General features: G+C 74.3%; 14 protein-coding genes. 7 read left to right on the forward strand and 7 right to left on the reverse strand.

The features are described 5' to 3' along the window. Positions 1-48: 48 nt before the first annotated feature. Positions 49-1,221: a macrolide family glycosyltransferase gene (locus ACFY2K_RS30785; RefSeq protein WP_380526568.1), complete on the forward strand. Its 1,173-nt coding sequence runs from the start codon at positions 49-51 to the stop codon at positions 1,219-1,221. A 52-nt stretch (positions 1,222-1,273) separates the two neighbouring features. On the opposite strand, the gene ACFY2K_RS30790 is transcribed toward ACFY2K_RS30785, so the two are convergent. From ACFY2K_RS30790 to ACFY2K_RS30800, 3 genes are all read right to left on the reverse strand, one after another. After that, complete coding sequence (locus tag ACFY2K_RS30790) at positions 1,274-1,690, reverse strand: nuclear transport factor 2 family protein (protein WP_375884291.1); 417 nt, start codon at positions 1,688-1,690, stop codon at positions 1,274-1,276. A gap of 14 nt (positions 1,691-1,704) precedes the next feature. Next, positions 1,705-2,706: an ArsR/SmtB family transcription factor gene (locus ACFY2K_RS30795; RefSeq protein WP_387715888.1), complete on the reverse strand. Its 1,002-nt coding sequence runs from the start codon at positions 2,704-2,706 to the stop codon at positions 1,705-1,707. A gap of 196 nt (positions 2,707-2,902) precedes the next feature. Then, positions 2,903-3,493 carry an isochorismatase family protein gene (locus ACFY2K_RS30800; RefSeq protein ID WP_375884294.1) on the reverse strand — a complete coding sequence of 197 codons (591 nt, stop codon included), beginning with the start codon at positions 3,491-3,493 and terminating at the stop codon, positions 2,903-2,905. A gap of 207 nt (positions 3,494-3,700) precedes the next feature. Here ACFY2K_RS30800 and ACFY2K_RS30805 point away from each other — a divergent pair, with 207 nt between their 5' ends. After that, a complete protein-coding gene (locus tag ACFY2K_RS30805; RefSeq protein ID WP_387715892.1) occupies positions 3,701-4,762 on the forward strand; it encodes a GlxA family transcriptional regulator in 1,062 nt (353 codons plus the stop codon). Here ACFY2K_RS30805 and ACFY2K_RS30810 read toward each other — a convergent pair. Both ACFY2K_RS30810 and ACFY2K_RS30815 read right to left on the reverse strand, forming a co-directional pair. Beyond that, complete coding sequence (locus tag ACFY2K_RS30810; protein WP_387715894.1) at positions 4,728-6,242, reverse strand: sensor histidine kinase; 1,515 nt, start codon at positions 6,240-6,242, stop codon at positions 4,728-4,730. The two genes, ACFY2K_RS30805 and ACFY2K_RS30810, sit on opposite strands and share 35 nt — an antisense overlap. Further along, complete coding sequence (locus ACFY2K_RS30815) at positions 6,239-6,955, reverse strand: response regulator transcription factor (RefSeq protein WP_380397058.1); 717 nt, start codon at positions 6,953-6,955, stop codon at positions 6,239-6,241. The genes ACFY2K_RS30810 and ACFY2K_RS30815 overlap by 4 nt, the downstream gene beginning before the upstream one ends. Before the next feature lie 341 nt (positions 6,956-7,296). Here ACFY2K_RS30815 and ACFY2K_RS30820 point away from each other — a divergent pair, with 341 nt between their 5' ends. Beyond that, a complete protein-coding gene (locus ACFY2K_RS30820; protein WP_387715897.1) occupies positions 7,297-8,199 on the forward strand; it encodes a CAP domain-containing protein in 903 nt (300 codons plus the stop codon). Here ACFY2K_RS30820 and ACFY2K_RS30825 read toward each other — a convergent pair. Then, entirely contained in the window at positions 8,192-9,475 is a 1,284-nt protein-coding gene (locus ACFY2K_RS30825; RefSeq protein WP_387715900.1) for a citrate synthase, read from the reverse strand. The two genes, ACFY2K_RS30820 and ACFY2K_RS30825, sit on opposite strands and share 8 nt — an antisense overlap. 156 nt (positions 9,476-9,631) lie before the next feature. On the opposite strand from ACFY2K_RS30825, the gene ACFY2K_RS30830 reads away from it, so the two are divergent. From ACFY2K_RS30830 to ACFY2K_RS30845, 4 genes are all read left to right on the forward strand, one after another. Then, positions 9,632-10,783, forward strand: coding sequence for a citrate/2-methylcitrate synthase (locus ACFY2K_RS30830; RefSeq protein WP_387715903.1), 1,152 nt, complete (start codon positions 9,632-9,634; stop codon positions 10,781-10,783). Positions 10,784-10,997: 214 nt separating this feature from the next. Beyond that, positions 10,998-11,333 (forward strand): hypothetical protein, encoded by a 336-nt coding sequence (locus ACFY2K_RS30835; RefSeq protein ID WP_387715906.1) that lies wholly within the window; start codon positions 10,998-11,000, stop codon positions 11,331-11,333. Between the two features lie 112 nt (positions 11,334-11,445). Then, entirely contained in the window at positions 11,446-11,724 is a 279-nt protein-coding gene (locus tag ACFY2K_RS30840) for an SDR family oxidoreductase (RefSeq protein WP_387715909.1), read from the forward strand. Positions 11,725-11,824: 100 nt separating this feature from the next. Beyond that, a complete protein-coding gene (locus ACFY2K_RS30845) occupies positions 11,825-12,298 on the forward strand; it encodes a hypothetical protein (protein WP_387715912.1) in 474 nt (157 codons plus the stop codon). 925 nt (positions 12,299-13,223) lie between these two features. Here the strand turns inward: ACFY2K_RS30845 and ACFY2K_RS30850 are convergent. After that, the gene (locus tag ACFY2K_RS30850; protein ID WP_387715915.1) at positions 13,224-14,042 is read right to left on the reverse strand and encodes an alpha/beta hydrolase; all 819 of its coding nucleotides are present in this window, start codon (positions 14,040-14,042) and stop codon (positions 13,224-13,226) included. Positions 14,043-14,130 lie beyond the last annotated feature (88 nt).

Genomic DNA, 14,130 nt, shown 5'->3' on the forward strand with positions numbered 1-14,130 from the left:
TCAGAAGCTCACGCGCAGGATTCTGACGACCACGTGAGAGGTACCGACATGCCCCGCCCAGCACACATCGCGATGGTGAACATCCCGGCGCACGGCCACGTCAACCCCAGCCTGGACGTGATCCGGGAGCTGGTCTCCCGCGGCCACCGCGTCAGTTACGTGAACGACCCGACCTTCGCCGAGCAGATCGGGACCACCGGCGCCCGGCTCGTGCCGTACGAGACCGGCCTGGAGATCCTCAAGGGCCGTGCGGTCGTGCCCGGGACCAATGTGCACGGCATGGTCTTCGGCGAGGCGCAGGCCATGCTGCCCCGGATGCGGGAGGCCTTCCACGACGACCGGCCCGACCTGGTGCTGTACGACTTCATGGCGTACGCGGGACGGGTCCTGGCCGACGGCTGGGGCGTCCCGTCGATGCTGGTCTCGCCGTCCCGGATCGCCCAGGCCGACCCCGAGGCGGAGCCGTTCCGGACGGTCATGGCGGCCCTGGAGGCGGAGGGCGTACCGGAGCGCTTCGCCAAGTGGCTGGCCGAGAACGGGGTGGCGCCCCGCGACATGTTCTCGTACATGCTGCGCCCGGACCGCGGGCTCGCGCTGATCCCCCGGGCGCTCCAGAGCGCGGTCGACGAGGTCGACCCCGAGGTCTTCTCCTTCGCCGGCCCCTGCCTCGACAACCGGGAGCACCAGGGCGGTTGGACCAGGCCGCAGGGCGCGCAGAAGGTCCTGCTGGTCTCGCTCGGCTCCGCCTTCACCCACCAGCCGGCCTTCTACCGGGCGTGCCTGGAGGCCTTCGGGGACCTTCCCGGCTGGCACGTCGTGCTCCAGGTCGGCAAGGCGACCGACCCGGCGGAGCTGGGGCCGATCCCAGCCAACGTCGAAGTGCACCCCTGGGTCCCGCAGTTCGCGGTGCTGCGCCAGGCCGACGCGTTCATCACCCACGCCGGGATGGGCGGGTGCAGCGAAGGCCTGTACTGCGGGCTGCCGATGGTGGCGGTGCCCCAGGCCGCCGACCAGTTCGAGAACGCGGACCGGCTGGTCGAACTCGGCGTCGCACGGCGCCTGGACACCGAGCAGGCCACCGCCGAGGCGCTGCGCTCCGCCGTACTGGAGCTCACCACCGACCCGGCGGTGGCGGCCCGGCTGGCCGAAATCGGCGGGGAGGTCCGCGCGGGCGGCGGCGCGTCGAGGGCCGCCGACCTGATCGAGGCCGCCCTGGTCTGACCCGGCCCGCGCGCTGCCCCCGCCCCCGCCCCTGGCCGGGGGCGGCGTGCGGTCAGCGCGGCGCCGTCGCCCCGCCCAAGGGGGCCCGGCGCGGCGAGACCCGGCGGTGACTGATCCGCCAACCGTCCGCGGTGCGCACCACGGTGTCCTCGTAGGAGACGGAGCCGCAGGAGCCGTCCGCCCGGACCCCCAGCCCCTTGGAACGGACCCGCACCCGGCCGTCCGCCCCCGCCGTGACGACGACATTGGTGACGTGGTGCGCGACCGGGTTGCCCGCGCCCAGCGCCCGTGCCGCCGCGCGGACGGCCGCCACTCCGGACAGCGGCTCCTGGCCGAACTCGGTGAGGTCGTAGACCGCGTCGACGGTGAACACCTCGTCCAGCCGGTCGAGGTCTCCGTCGTCGACGAGGTGACCGTGCATCGAGACCAGGTCGACGACGGCCCAGCGGTCCTCCGGGGTGAGCGACACGAGCGTCCTTCCGGTCAGACCGAGTCGGGGGTCGGGGCGGGGGTCGGGGCGGGGAGGCGGCCGGACAGCAGGGCGCGGCCGAGGGGGGTGGGGCGGTGGGTGACGGTGCGGCCGTCGCGGTCCTTGGTGGTGAGGCCGGAGTCGGCGAGGACGGTGGCGTGTTCGCTGGCGGAGGCCGTGGAGATGTCCAGCAGCCCGGCCAGGTCCTTGGTGGAGCACGGGCCGTGGGTGGCGATGGCCTCCAGGGCGGCGGCGCGGGTCTGGCCGAGCAGGGCGGTGAGGTTGCGGCTCGGGGCGGGTTCGGGCTCGGGCTGCAAGGGGCCGCTGATCCTCGCCGGGTAGAGGAGGACGGGCTGCTGCCCAGGGTCCTCGAAGCGGGCGATGACGGGGCGGCGGGGGCCGAACACGCAGGGCTGGAGCAGGAGTCCGCGACCGTCCAGCCGGATGTCGTGCCGGCAGGCCCCCACCAGCGGGAAGCTGAGCACCGGGCGGCGCCAGGAGACGGACGGGTGCAGCGAGGCGAGGACCCGGTCCGGTTCGCCGAGCCGGCGGCGCCGGCCGTGGTCGGTGGTGACGATGGTCTCGATCTGCCGCCGGTAGGGGTCGATCGCGCGGGTCTGGTAGTCGGCGGTGACGTTGCCGAGCAGTCGCCGGGCCCGCCGGTCGCCCGCGGCCACGCCGCGCGCGAAGGCGCTCAACTGCCTGGTCCCGCCGACCGATCGCAGGTGGTCGCGGAGCGGTTCCTCGGGCGCCTCGGCGGTGGCGCTCTCGGTGGCGCCGGGGTCGCGGCGCACGGCGAGGAACTCCGGGATGGCCGAGGGGGTGTAGAGGTCGAAGAGCAGCGCGGTCCGGGGGTTCCAGGACGCCCGCAGCCGGTTGCGCCACACCTGGAAGCGTGGATCGCAGCGGCCGCTGACCAGGCCGTGGACGCTGAGGGACAGCTCCATCGACATGTCCGGACGCTCCGCCACCCGGACGCGGTCCAAGTCGTCCGTACCGAAGATGATTCGCAGCACGGACAGGATCGTCGCCCCGCGGGCGGCCGCTCCGCAAGACCGTTCGGCGAGGACCGAATCCATTGCCCTCCGGCCCCGGGGCCCGGCAGGCTCGGAGGGCCGGCGGGGCGGCGCCCGCCGCCCCGCCCGGGCGGGGTGCCCCGGGTGACGGACCGGGGCGCCCCGCCGGCGCGGGGGTGGCGGGACGCGGCCGGGCTCAGCCCAGCTCGGCCGCCGACTCGACGACCACGCCGTACAGGTCCCCGACGGTGGCGAGCGCGCCCCGGTGGACCTGGGCGGCGGTGAGCTCCTCGGCGCCGGAACCCAGCGGGCGGGTCGCGCAGGCGTCGGCGACCACGGTGGGGCGGTTGCCGCGCAGGAAGGCGCCGGCGGTGGTGAAGGCGACGCACATGTGGGTCATGAACCCGGCGACCACGACCTCCTGGTGGCCGGCCGCGTCGACCAGTTCGCCCAGCTCGGTGCCGACGAAGGCGTCCGGGGCCTGCTTGACCACCACCCGCTCGCCCTCGGCCGGGGCCACCGCCGGGTGGATCTGCCCGATCTCCTCGCGGATGTCGTACGGGGTGCCGGCGCCGCCGTCGTTGACGACGTGGACGACGGTGGCGCCCTCGGCCCTGGCCCGGGCGAGCAGGCCGGCGGCCGCGTCGAGGGCCTCGCGCCAGCCGGTCAGCTCCATCACGCCGCGGGTGTAGGTGTTCTGGTAGTCGACCAGGACGAGGGTGCTCGCGCCGAGCCGGGCGGGCTTGTCGTCGAGACCGGTGAGGGTGCGCAGGGTGGTGCTGGGCATGGCTGTGCCGCCTTCGGGCCTGGGGGGTGTCGGGGCAGGTCACGCGGGGTGCGGCCTGCCCCAGGAACGCTACGGGCGGGCCCGGTGTGGCGGCAATGCCGTCTAACATGCAGAATCCGACATCGGCGTCGGCATCGACCGTCGGCGCCGACATCGACCGTCGGCACCGGCACCGGCACCGGCACCGGAGTGAGGGAGGGAGGCCCCGTGGAGAGCGCGCAGCAGCGGCTGGTCGTCATCGTCCTGTTCGAGGGCGTCGACCTGCTGGACGTCACCGGACCGCCCGAGGTGTTCGCGCTGCTCCGGCGGGAGACCGGGGACGCGGTCGGCTACCGGGTGGTGCTGGCCGCCGCCACCGCCGAGCCGGTCACCACCGCGGCCGGGGTGCGGATCCTGCCCGACCTGACCTTCGACCGGGCCGCCGCCGAGGGCGGCATCGACACCCTGCTGGTGCCCGGGTCGGTGGAGGTCGACGCGGCCGGTCGGGTCCGGGCGGTGGCCGACCCGGAGGTGGTCGGGCAGGTGCGCCGGCTCGCGGCCCGCTCACGCCGGGTCGCCTCGGTGTGCGTCGGAGCGCACCTGCTGGCCGCCGCCGGGCTGCTGGACGGCAAGCGGGCCACCACCCACTGGTCGACCGCGGGCCAACTCGCCGCCGAGTACCCGCAGATCGAGGTCGACGCCGACCCGATCTTCATCCGCGCGGGCGAGGTCTGGACGGGCGCGGGCATCAGCGCCTGCCTGGACCTCTCGCTCGCCCTGGTCGCCGAGGACTTCGGCGAGGAACTCGCCCTGCGGGTCGCCCGCCAGCTGGTGATGTACCTCAAACGCCCCAGCGGCCAGAGCCAGTTCAGCGTCCCGCTGGAGCCGGTCTCCACCACCCGGCGGATCGAGGAGCTGCGCCACCACATCCTGCGCCACCTGACCGGCCGGCTCACCGTGCCCGAGCTGGCGGCCCACGCGCACCTCAGTGAACGGCAGTTGATCCGGATCTTCAAGACCGAGCTGGGCACCACCCCGAGCGCCTACATCGAGTCCGCCCGGGTCGAACTCGCCCGCCACCGGCTGGAGTCGGGCGACGACACCCTCGAACGCATCGCCACCGCCTGCGGGTTCGGCACTACCGACACCCTGGTACGGGCCTTCCGCCGCCGACTGGACACCACGCCGACCGACTACCGCCAGCGCTTCCGCACGGCCGTCACGGCCGGAGCGTCCGTCACGGGTACGACGGACGTCACGGCCCCACGGGCTGACACAGCCGGACCGTGAACACCGTGCGGCCCGGCCGGCTGGCCGCCTCGACCGTGCCGCCGTGCGCCTGGACCACGGCCCGGACGATGGCCAGGCCCAGCCCGGTCGAGCCGGTGGCCCGGGAGCGGGCCCGGTCGCCCCGGACGAAGCGTTCGAAGACCCGTTCCAGCAGCTCCGCCGGGATCCCCGGCCCCTCGTCGGTGACGCTCAACTCGACGTGCCCGGCGCCGGGTTCGAGGCGCAGCTCGACCGCCGTGCCGGCCGGGGTGTGGGTGCGGGCGTTGGCCAGCAGATTGGCCACCACCTGGCTCAGCCGGTGCTCGTCCCCGTGCACCAGGACCGGCTCCTCGGGCAGTGCCAGGCGCCAGCGGTGGCCGGGCCCGGCCGCCCGGGCGTCGGCCACGGCGTTCAGCGCGATCCGGGTGAGGTCCACCTCGTCCCCGGCCAGCGGGCGGCCCGCGTCCAGCCGGGCGAGCAGCAGCAGGTCCTCGACGATCGCGCCCATCCGCAGGGCCTCGGCGTCGATCCGCTCCAGTGAGTGCCGCACCTCGCCGGGCACCTGGCCCGGGTGGCGCAGCGCCAGTTCGGCGTGGCCGCGGACGGCGGCCACCGGGGTGCGCAGTTCGTGGCTGGCGTCGGCGGCGAAGCCGCGCAGCCGCTCCTCCACGGCGTGCCGGCGGGCCAGCGCGTCGCCGACGTGGCCGAGCATCCGGTTGAGGGCGGCGCCGACCCGGCCGACCTCGGTGCGCGGGTCGTCGTCGGGGACCCGCTCGGCGAGCAGCACCTCGCCGCTGGCGAGCGGCAGCGCGCTCACCCGCTCGGCCATGCCGACCACCCGGCGCAGCGGGCGCAGCGACCAGCCGACCCAGACCGCCCCGGCGGCGCCGGCCGCGGCGACGGCGATCGCGAAGACGGTCAGCTCCAGGGTCTCCAGCCGCGTCACGGTGTCCTCGGCCGGGCCCAGCGGCAGCCCGCTGACCAGGACGTCGCCGTCCCGCCCGGCCACCGCGCGGACCCGGTAGTGGCCCAGGGGGCCGCCGAGGTCCAGGGTGCGGGCCGGGCCGCCGGCCGGCAGGGCGGCCAGCGAGCGCTGCTGGTCGGGCGTGAAGGCGACCCGGTCGTCCGCGTTGTCCGGGTCGTCGACGTCGTCGGCGTCGCCGTCGACCACCCCGGCGGCGGTGACCTTGCCCCCGAGCAGTCGCACGCCCAGGGTGCCGGGGGTCTGGGCCCGGGTGTCCGGGCCGGCGCCGGTGCCGGTGTGCTCCAGGCTGGCGGCGTACCGGCCGCCGGCCTCGGCGAGCTGCTGGTCGAGGCGGTCGACCAGGAAGTGCCGCAGGGCGGCGGCGGTGGCGAAGCCGACGGCGGCGCAGGTGACCACCAGCAGCACCAGCAGTCCGGCGATCAGCCGGGCCCGCAGGGTGCGGGGCAGCAGCTTCCGCAGCGCCCTGGTGACCCGCGCGGCGGCCCGTCCCACTGCGCGCGTCGTCGCGCGCCTCATTGCGCGGCCTTGATCAGGTAGCCCGCGCCCCGGACGGTGTGGATCATCGGGCTGCGGCCCGCGTCCAGCTTCTTGCGCAGGTAGCTGATGTACAGCTCCACGATGTGCGCCTGCCCGCCGAAGTCGTACGACCAGACCGCGTCCAGGATCTGCGCCTTGCTGAGCACCTGCCGGGGGTGGCGCATCAGGTGGGCGAGCAGCGCGTACTCGGTCGGGCTGAGCTCGATGGTCTCACCGTCCCTGGTGACCTCGCGGGCCCGGTCGTCCAGGACGAGGTCGCCCAGCACCAGGGCGTGCGCGGGCGGTCGGCGCGGCCCGTCCGTCGGCGCGGCCCGGCGCAGCAGCCCGCGCAGCCGGACCACCACCTCGGCCAGGCTGAACGGCTTGGTGACGTAGTCGTCACCGCCGGCCGCGATCCCCGCGATCCGCTCCTCGACGGCGTCCCGGGCGGTGAGGAAGAGCACCCGCACCTCGGGCTGCTCGGCGTGGATCCGGCGCAGCACCTCCAAGCCGTCGAGGTCGGGCAGCATGACGTCGAGCACCACGGCGTGCGGCCGCCAGTGCGCGGCCTCCCGGACGGCCTCCAGACCGGTGGTCGCGCCGCGGGCCTGCCAGCCCTCGTAGCGGACGGCGCCGCAGACCACCTCGACCAGGTCCGGTTCGTCGTCGACGACCAGGACGCGCCAGTCCGGGCGGTCGGCGGTGTCGTCCATGCTGCTCCCTCGGCTCCCTCGGCTCGGCGGCGGACGGCGTCCATTCCGGCGGCGTTCGTGCCGGCGCCGCTCATTCTGGCCCGCCGCGATGAGAAACCCGTGAGACCACCGGAACCGTTTCCGGGCCCCCGCACCTCCACTGACCTGGGCAAACGTGGCCGGTGGCAAGCGCCGGCCACGGGACAGACCGGCCGTCCGGCGGCTCGTCGGGCGCCGTGCACGAGCGCTTCCCGCGGGTCATCCTGGGAGGGGAGGGGTGCCGCCGCCTGACATCCACCCCGCTTAAGCGGCGAGGGGCCCGCACGAACCAACAGGTCGTGCGCAGAGTCCTGGAGGATCCCATGACGAATCTGCTCGACTGGCGCTCCTGCTACAAGTGCCAGACGCTCTTCTTCGACATGCTTCCGGAGAAGGGCGCATGCCCTGCCGGGGAGGGCCACAAGGCCTTCGGCTTCGCGTACAGCTTCCCCTCCGACGCCACGGAGACCCCGACGCAGCAGTCGAACTGGCGCCAGTGCGGAAACTGCTACGCACTGTTCTTCGACGGCTTTCCCACGAAGGGCACCTGTCCCACGGGTGGTGGACACCGGGCGACCGGCTACCTGTGCACCGTCCGGCACGACGGTTCGGCGGACGCGCCGACCCAGCAGACGAACTGGCGCTTCTGCGGCAACTGCTACGGCATGTTCTTCAATGGCTTCCCGGAGAAGGGGCGGTGCCCCGCGGGCGGCGGACACCAGGCGAGCGGCTGGGTGTTCGTCATCGACCACTGGCCGGACGAACCCCAGGACTTCATGGACTGGCAGGAGCTCACGGCCTTCGACCTCGTCAACAGCGCCCGCCGGCAGAACGGGGCCCCGGACGTGTCGATCGATCCCGGGCTCGTCGGTACGACACGCGCCCACAGCCAGGACCTCGCCGACCACCCCGGTCTGAAGGACCGGACGTGGAACGGATGGCCGGGCCACCTGGGGTCGGACGGCAGCACGCCGCCGGACCGCATCCTGCACGCCGTCGGGATCTCCGGCAGCGAGAACGTCTACATCGGCTGGTCCTCCGGCAGCGCTCCGCTGCCCGCGCCCCAGGACGCGTTCACCTGGTGGATGGGCGAGCCGATGCACCGGGCCAACCTCCTCGACCGCAACCACACCCGGGCCGGCCTGGGCATCTCCTACGGGCCCGGTACGGCCCCCGACGGGAGCCCGGCCACGTACTTCTACTTCACGCAGGACTTCGTCAACTGAGCGCGGTGCCCGCCTCGTCGCCCGCCCGGTCGTCCTGCGGGCGCGGCCCGGTGTAGGTGGCCCGGGCGCGCATCCGCAGGGGTTCCTCGCGGTACTCCTCCACCGCGTGGGCCAGCCAGCCAGGGGTGCGGGCCACGGCGAAGATCACCTCGCCGGCCTCCGCGGGCAGTCCGGTGGTCAGCGCCATGGCGGCCAGTGCCAGGTCGATGTTGGCCCGCTGGGCGGGCCGGCCGGCCGGGCCCGCGGCCGCCTCCACCGCGGCGACCGCCGCCACCACCTCCGCTCCGCCGTCGAGTCGGCGGACCGCGTCGAGCAGGGCGACCGCGCGGGGGTCGCCGTCCGGGTAGAGCCGGTGGCCGAGCCCCGGGATCGGCCGGCCGGTGCGCAGGTAGTCGGAGACCACGGGGACCGCGCCGTCGGCCAGGACCTCGGCGAGCATCCGGTGCGCCAGCGGGCTGGCGGCGCCGTGCAGGGGGCCGTCGGTGGCACCGAGTCCGGCGGAGACCACCGCGTACGGATGCGCCCGCGCCGAGGCGGCCACCCGCGCCGCCACGGTGGAGACCGCCAGCTCGTGGTCGATCAGCAGCACGAGGGCCCGGTCCAGGCAGGCCAGCTCCCCGGGGGCGGGGGCGGCGGGCGCCAGCCGGCTCCACAGCCGCGCGGCCAGCGGGGCGTCGGGCCCGGGGTCGGGTGCGGTGCGCGGCAGGGCCTCCACCATCCCGGCGATCAGGGCCGCCCCGGCGGCCCGGACGGTCTGCTCGCGCAGGTCGAAGCGGAGCGGGTCGAGCGCGGCGGCGACGGTGACCGAGATCCGGAGCCGGTCGGGCAGCCGGATCCCGTCGGGTAGCGCGGCGGCGGCCCGGGCCAGCGCCTCGGCGGTGGCCGGCGGCACCCGCAGCTCCACCGGGGCGTCGGTGTCCAGCCCCCAGAACCAGCCGATCACGGCCTCGAAGCCGTGCCCGGCGGCCAGGTCGACAGCGTCGCGGCCGCGGTAGTGGAGCCGGCCGTTCTCGATCAGGGTCAGCCCGGTCCGGACCTCGACCGGTTCGCTGCCCCACCCCGGTTCGGCGCCCGACGGCTCGCCCGCCGCCGGCCGCACCGGCGCGCGACGGCCGCGGGCGGCCAGCTCGGCGACCTCGCGGGCGTCGAAGGTGCTGCCCTTGCCTCCCGGGGCCCGCTCGCTGCTGAGCTGCCCGCGGCTGGCGTAGGCGTACACCGTCTCCACCTTCACGCCGAGCTGCTCGGCGACCTGCTGGGTGGTCAAGCGTTCGGCCATGGTCCGTCCTCGTCGTCCTGTGACGCCTCCGCGCCTTGATGATCCACAGTATTACACATTGATTTCAATCAACATTGACAACATGGATCCATGGTCGGAGAGTACAGAACGTCGCCGGAGCACCGGGCGGGAAGATCCACGAGAAGGGCCACTGCCATGCCGAGCACCACCGAGATCGAGGTCCCCCGCGGCCTCAAGGGCGTCGTGGTCACCGAGACCGAACTCGGCGACGTCCGCGGCCTGGAGGGCTTCTACCGCTACCGCCAGTACTCGGCGATCGACCTCGCCGAACAGCGCACCCTGGAGGACGTCTGGCACCTGATGCTCCTCGGCGGACTGCCGGACGCACCCGCCCGCACCGCCTTCCTCGCCCGCACCACCCCGCTGCGCCGCCTGCCGGACGCCCTGCGTCCGCTCCTGCCCGCACTGGCGGCGAGCACCGCGCACGGCGGCCCGCTCGCCACCCTGGGCGCCGCGCTCTCGGTCGCCGCCGCCGACCGCGGCATCCGCCCCCTCTACGACACCGCGCCCGAACAGCGGATCGAGGACGCGCTGTTCGCCACCGCGCTGGTCCCCACCGTCCTGACCGCGCTGCACCGGCTGCAGCAGGGCCGCCAGCCGGTGGAACCGCGCGACGACCTCGGCTACGCCGCCAACTACCTCTACATGCTGACCGGCGAGGAGCCCGGGCCCGCCGAGGCCCGGGCGATCGAGCAGTACCTGATCTCCACGGTGGACCACGGCTTCAACGCCTCCACCTTCACCGCCCGGGTGATCGCCTCCACCGGGGCCGACCTCGTCGCCTGCCTGGTCGGCGGGCTCGGCGCGCTCTCCGGGCCCCTGCACGGCGGCGCGCCCAGCCGGGCCCTGGACACCCTGGACGCGATCGGCACCCCGGACCGGATCGACGGCTGGATCCGCGAGCACGTCCTGGCCGGCGACCGGATCATGGGCTTCGGCCACGCCGTCTACCGCACCGAGGACCCGCGGTCCCGGATGCTGCGCGGCGTCGCCGAGTCCTTCGGCGGTGAACTCGTCGACCTCGCCGTCCAGGTGGAGGCCCGGGTCGAGGCGATCCTGGCCGAACTCAAGCCGGGCCGCGAACTGCACACCAACGTCGAGTTCTACGCCGGCGTGCTGATGCACCTCTGCGGCCTGCCGAGGGAGATGTTCACCCCCACGTTCGCCGCGGCCCGGGCGATCGGCTGGAGTGCCAACATCCTAGAGCAGGCCGCCGACCCCAAGATCATCCGCCCGGCCGCCCGCTACACCGGCCCCGCGGCTCCCCAGCCCCTGCCGACGGCCTGACCGCTGTGACCGCCCTGGCCGCCCTGGCCGCCCTGGCCGCCCGCCTGCTTAGGGCTCCGGGCTCCGGGCTCGGGGTGGATCGGAACAGATTCATCCGAACGAGTGAACGACACGGGTGCCCCATGCCCACCCCTCGCTGACGTGCCCGAGGATTCCCGGCAGACCATCGGAGGGGTGGGTTCCATGGAAGCGGATCGGCGTTTTGCTGGTCAGCGTGTTCGGACCGCAGGAGGCACGCGAGGCGGTGCTCGGCGGCGCCCGCATCATCGACAGCGAGGATCCGCGCAGCGCCCTCGGCACCATCAAGCCGCGGCGGATCATGGACATCGCCGACGCGGTGCTCGCCGCCCGCCGGGCACTGCCCGTCCAGCTGAGCACCAACATCGGCGAGGACCAACTGCTCTTCCGCCGGGCTGACAACGGCCTGGCCCTGGCCAAGTCGGCCTACGAGCAGGTCGGCAAGGCGGCGCAGGCCGCCCTCGGAGTGGCCCTCGCGATGGGCACCCGGGTGCACTCGTGCGGGATCGTCAGGTCGGCCTGGACGGCATGACGGCGGATCAGGCCGGCGAGGTGCTGCGCGAGATCGTCGCCACCGTCCGCCGGGCCGACGGCCTGTCGGCGACCCGGGTGATGGCCGTGCTGTTCGCCCAGGACCTCGACCTGTGGGACACCCGGAAGACCCTCCCGCAGGTCCGCCGCGCCCTGGTCGGCCTGCGCGAGTACCAGCCCTGCGCCCCGCCCCGGGGCCGACCGCCACCGACTTCAACGGCGGCGTCATGCGGGATGACGACGGAATGCGCCAGGGGCTGGCCGGACAGACCGCGCTCGGCCGCGTCGGCGAACCCGAGGAGATCGGCGACGCCATCGCCACACTGGCGTCGGAGGGCCTGAGCTGGATGACCGCCCAGCGCATCGAGGTCTCCGGCGGCTTCCTCGTCTGACCGACCGATCGACCGACCGGGCGGGCGGGCCCGTCCCGGGCCGCGCCGGATGGTGCCCACGTAAAGTGAGATCTTCGATGGAGTGGCAGGGGTGGAGACCGTGGAGATCACCGTCCAGTGGATACGGACGTCCTGGACGAAGCGGTCCCGGGGAGGAGAGGCCGCGGCTCGCAGGAACGCGGCCCCGGTCGGCTTCACCATCCCGAACGCGCCGTCCTCGTTGGCGCACGTGGTCCGCATGCATGAGCGTGACGGCTTCGAACCCAGTGGCGGCCAGGAGGAGCTGGGCAAGGTCGACGTCCAGCTTCGCGAGGCCGACGGACGGTTGCGGGTCCTTCCCCGAGTGCAGCCGCTGTTCGCCGTACCGGCTCGGCCGCGGCGTCCCCCGGCTGTGCGTCTTGTCCCCGGACAGTGGGTCCGTTGGCAGCTCAACTACCGTTTCAGCAGTGCGGCGGGGGCGCAGGACTGGTCGTACTGGCTGGATACCTTCAATGTCGCCTACGGCCCCGTGACCGCCGATGCCTTCTCGTCGGAGCCCACCGTGTTCATCGACGAGCGGGGACCACTCCGGTAGCGGCTTGGTGGTGTGACCGAGCACCGGGGTGTCCGGCCTCCGCTTCGGTTCTGCTGGGCTGTCCGAGGTCGACCAGGAGTCTGTCGATACGGTCGCCGGTGCAGCGGTGGCGTTCGACCGCGCGGTCCCAGCCGCGCTCGGCGGCGTCGCGGGCGAGGGCTTGCTCAACTTCGCGTCGCGCCCGCAGTCGTGGCGCGTACCCGGGCGTGGTGGCGAACGTCGCGCAGGTCAGGTAGAGGTCGCACGCGCAGGGGCCCTCCACGGGAAGCCTGAGACAGCGGCCGAGTTCGAGCTCGGTCCTGAAGAAGTCGGTCCTGAGCCAGTCGATCGACGCGTCCGGCAGGGGGCCGTTGCGCAGTTCGTCGCCGCGGCGGCCTATGGCCGACCCTGACCCAGAGCGTTGGCCTGTCCTGGTCTGTGGCCGCCACACCCGCGACGACTTCACCCTGTTCCCCTGCGGCATGGTCGAATTCCTCCGCAAGCTGCTCCTGGACGAATTCGACCCGTACCCACTCAGCATCGATCTTCGCGACGCCTCACCGCGCTACGTGCACTGGTTCGAGCAACAACGGCGCTCGAAGGCGGGCTTGGACCGATACTCCGGTGAACCACGGCCGGCCAACCAGTAGGGGTTGTCGAGGCCCTGCTGGTCGTAGCCACTCGTTGATCGCTGGGATCAGCACGGCGTCTCGCTCGGCCCCTGTCAGAGCTGATCCAACTCCCAGCCCTCAACGCCTATGAGGCCTACTCGTCCCGCGCCAACCGTGCCAAGCGCGCCTACCTGTGCAAACGCGGCATCAAGGCCGTCGTCCCGGAGATGCGGGACCAGACTGCCCGAGTTGAATACGCGAGCCCACCATTACCGAGGCCGGTCTCACCCTCTGGGCCGAGGGCGGCCCCGGCGGTAAGGCGTGGGGCGCCGGGGTCAGGGGGTGGCGGTGCGGGGCTGGCGGGGGAGCGGGAGGGTGAGGGCCTCGGGGGAGGCGGGCGGGAGGGCCAGGGCGGAGGCGGTCTCGGCGGGGAGGGGGCGGAAGCCGAGGAGGCCGGTGGTGAGGCGGGTGGTGGCGCGGTGCCAGTCGGGGATGCGCTGGAGCATGGCGTGGCCGCTGCCGGTGACGGTGTAGCCGCAGACGCGGGCGCCGGCGGCGCGGCTGCGGGCGGCGAAGGCGTGGGTGTCGGCGGGCAGGGTGACGGTGTCGCGGTCGCCGTGCAGCAGCAGGACATCGCGGTCGGCCAGTTGCTCGCAGGGGTCGGCGGCCGGGCACCAGGGGGCGAGGGCGACCAGGCCGGTGACGGCCGGGTGCCCGCCGGCCCGCAGCGCGGCGCGGCCGCCCATGGAATGGCCGACCAGGACGGTGGGCACCGGGCCGAGCGCGGCCGTCAGTTCGTCGAGTGCGGCGGACGCGTCCCGGGCGGCGTCGGCGCGGGCACCGTTCCAGCCCCGGTGGCGGTAGCGGACGGTGGCGATGGCGACGTCCTGGCCCGCGGTCTCCCGGGCCAGGCCGCGCAGGAAGCCGTGCATCCGCAGCAGCGGGAGGTTGAACCGGCGGGGCCGGGCGAGGTTGTGCTCCTCACCGCCGTGCAGGACCAGGACGGCGGCCCGGGCCACCGGGGGCCGCACCTGCCAGCGCAGCGCCCGGTGCGCGGCCGCACCGGCACCCGGGCCCGCACCCGCGCCCGTACCTTCGCCCGCGGTGGCACCCGGGCCCGCACCGCCACCGTTCACCTTCGCACCGTCCAGCACAGTCCAGCTCCGTCCCGCCCCGTCACCGTCGATCCGCAGTCCGTGGCCCCCGCCCCCGTCGGCCCGGACCGCCACTGTACGCGTGCGG

It is taken from the genome of Kitasatospora sp. NPDC001309 (assembly GCF_042896295.1).
GTDB lineage: Bacteria > Actinomycetota > Actinomycetes > Streptomycetales > Streptomycetaceae > Kitasatospora.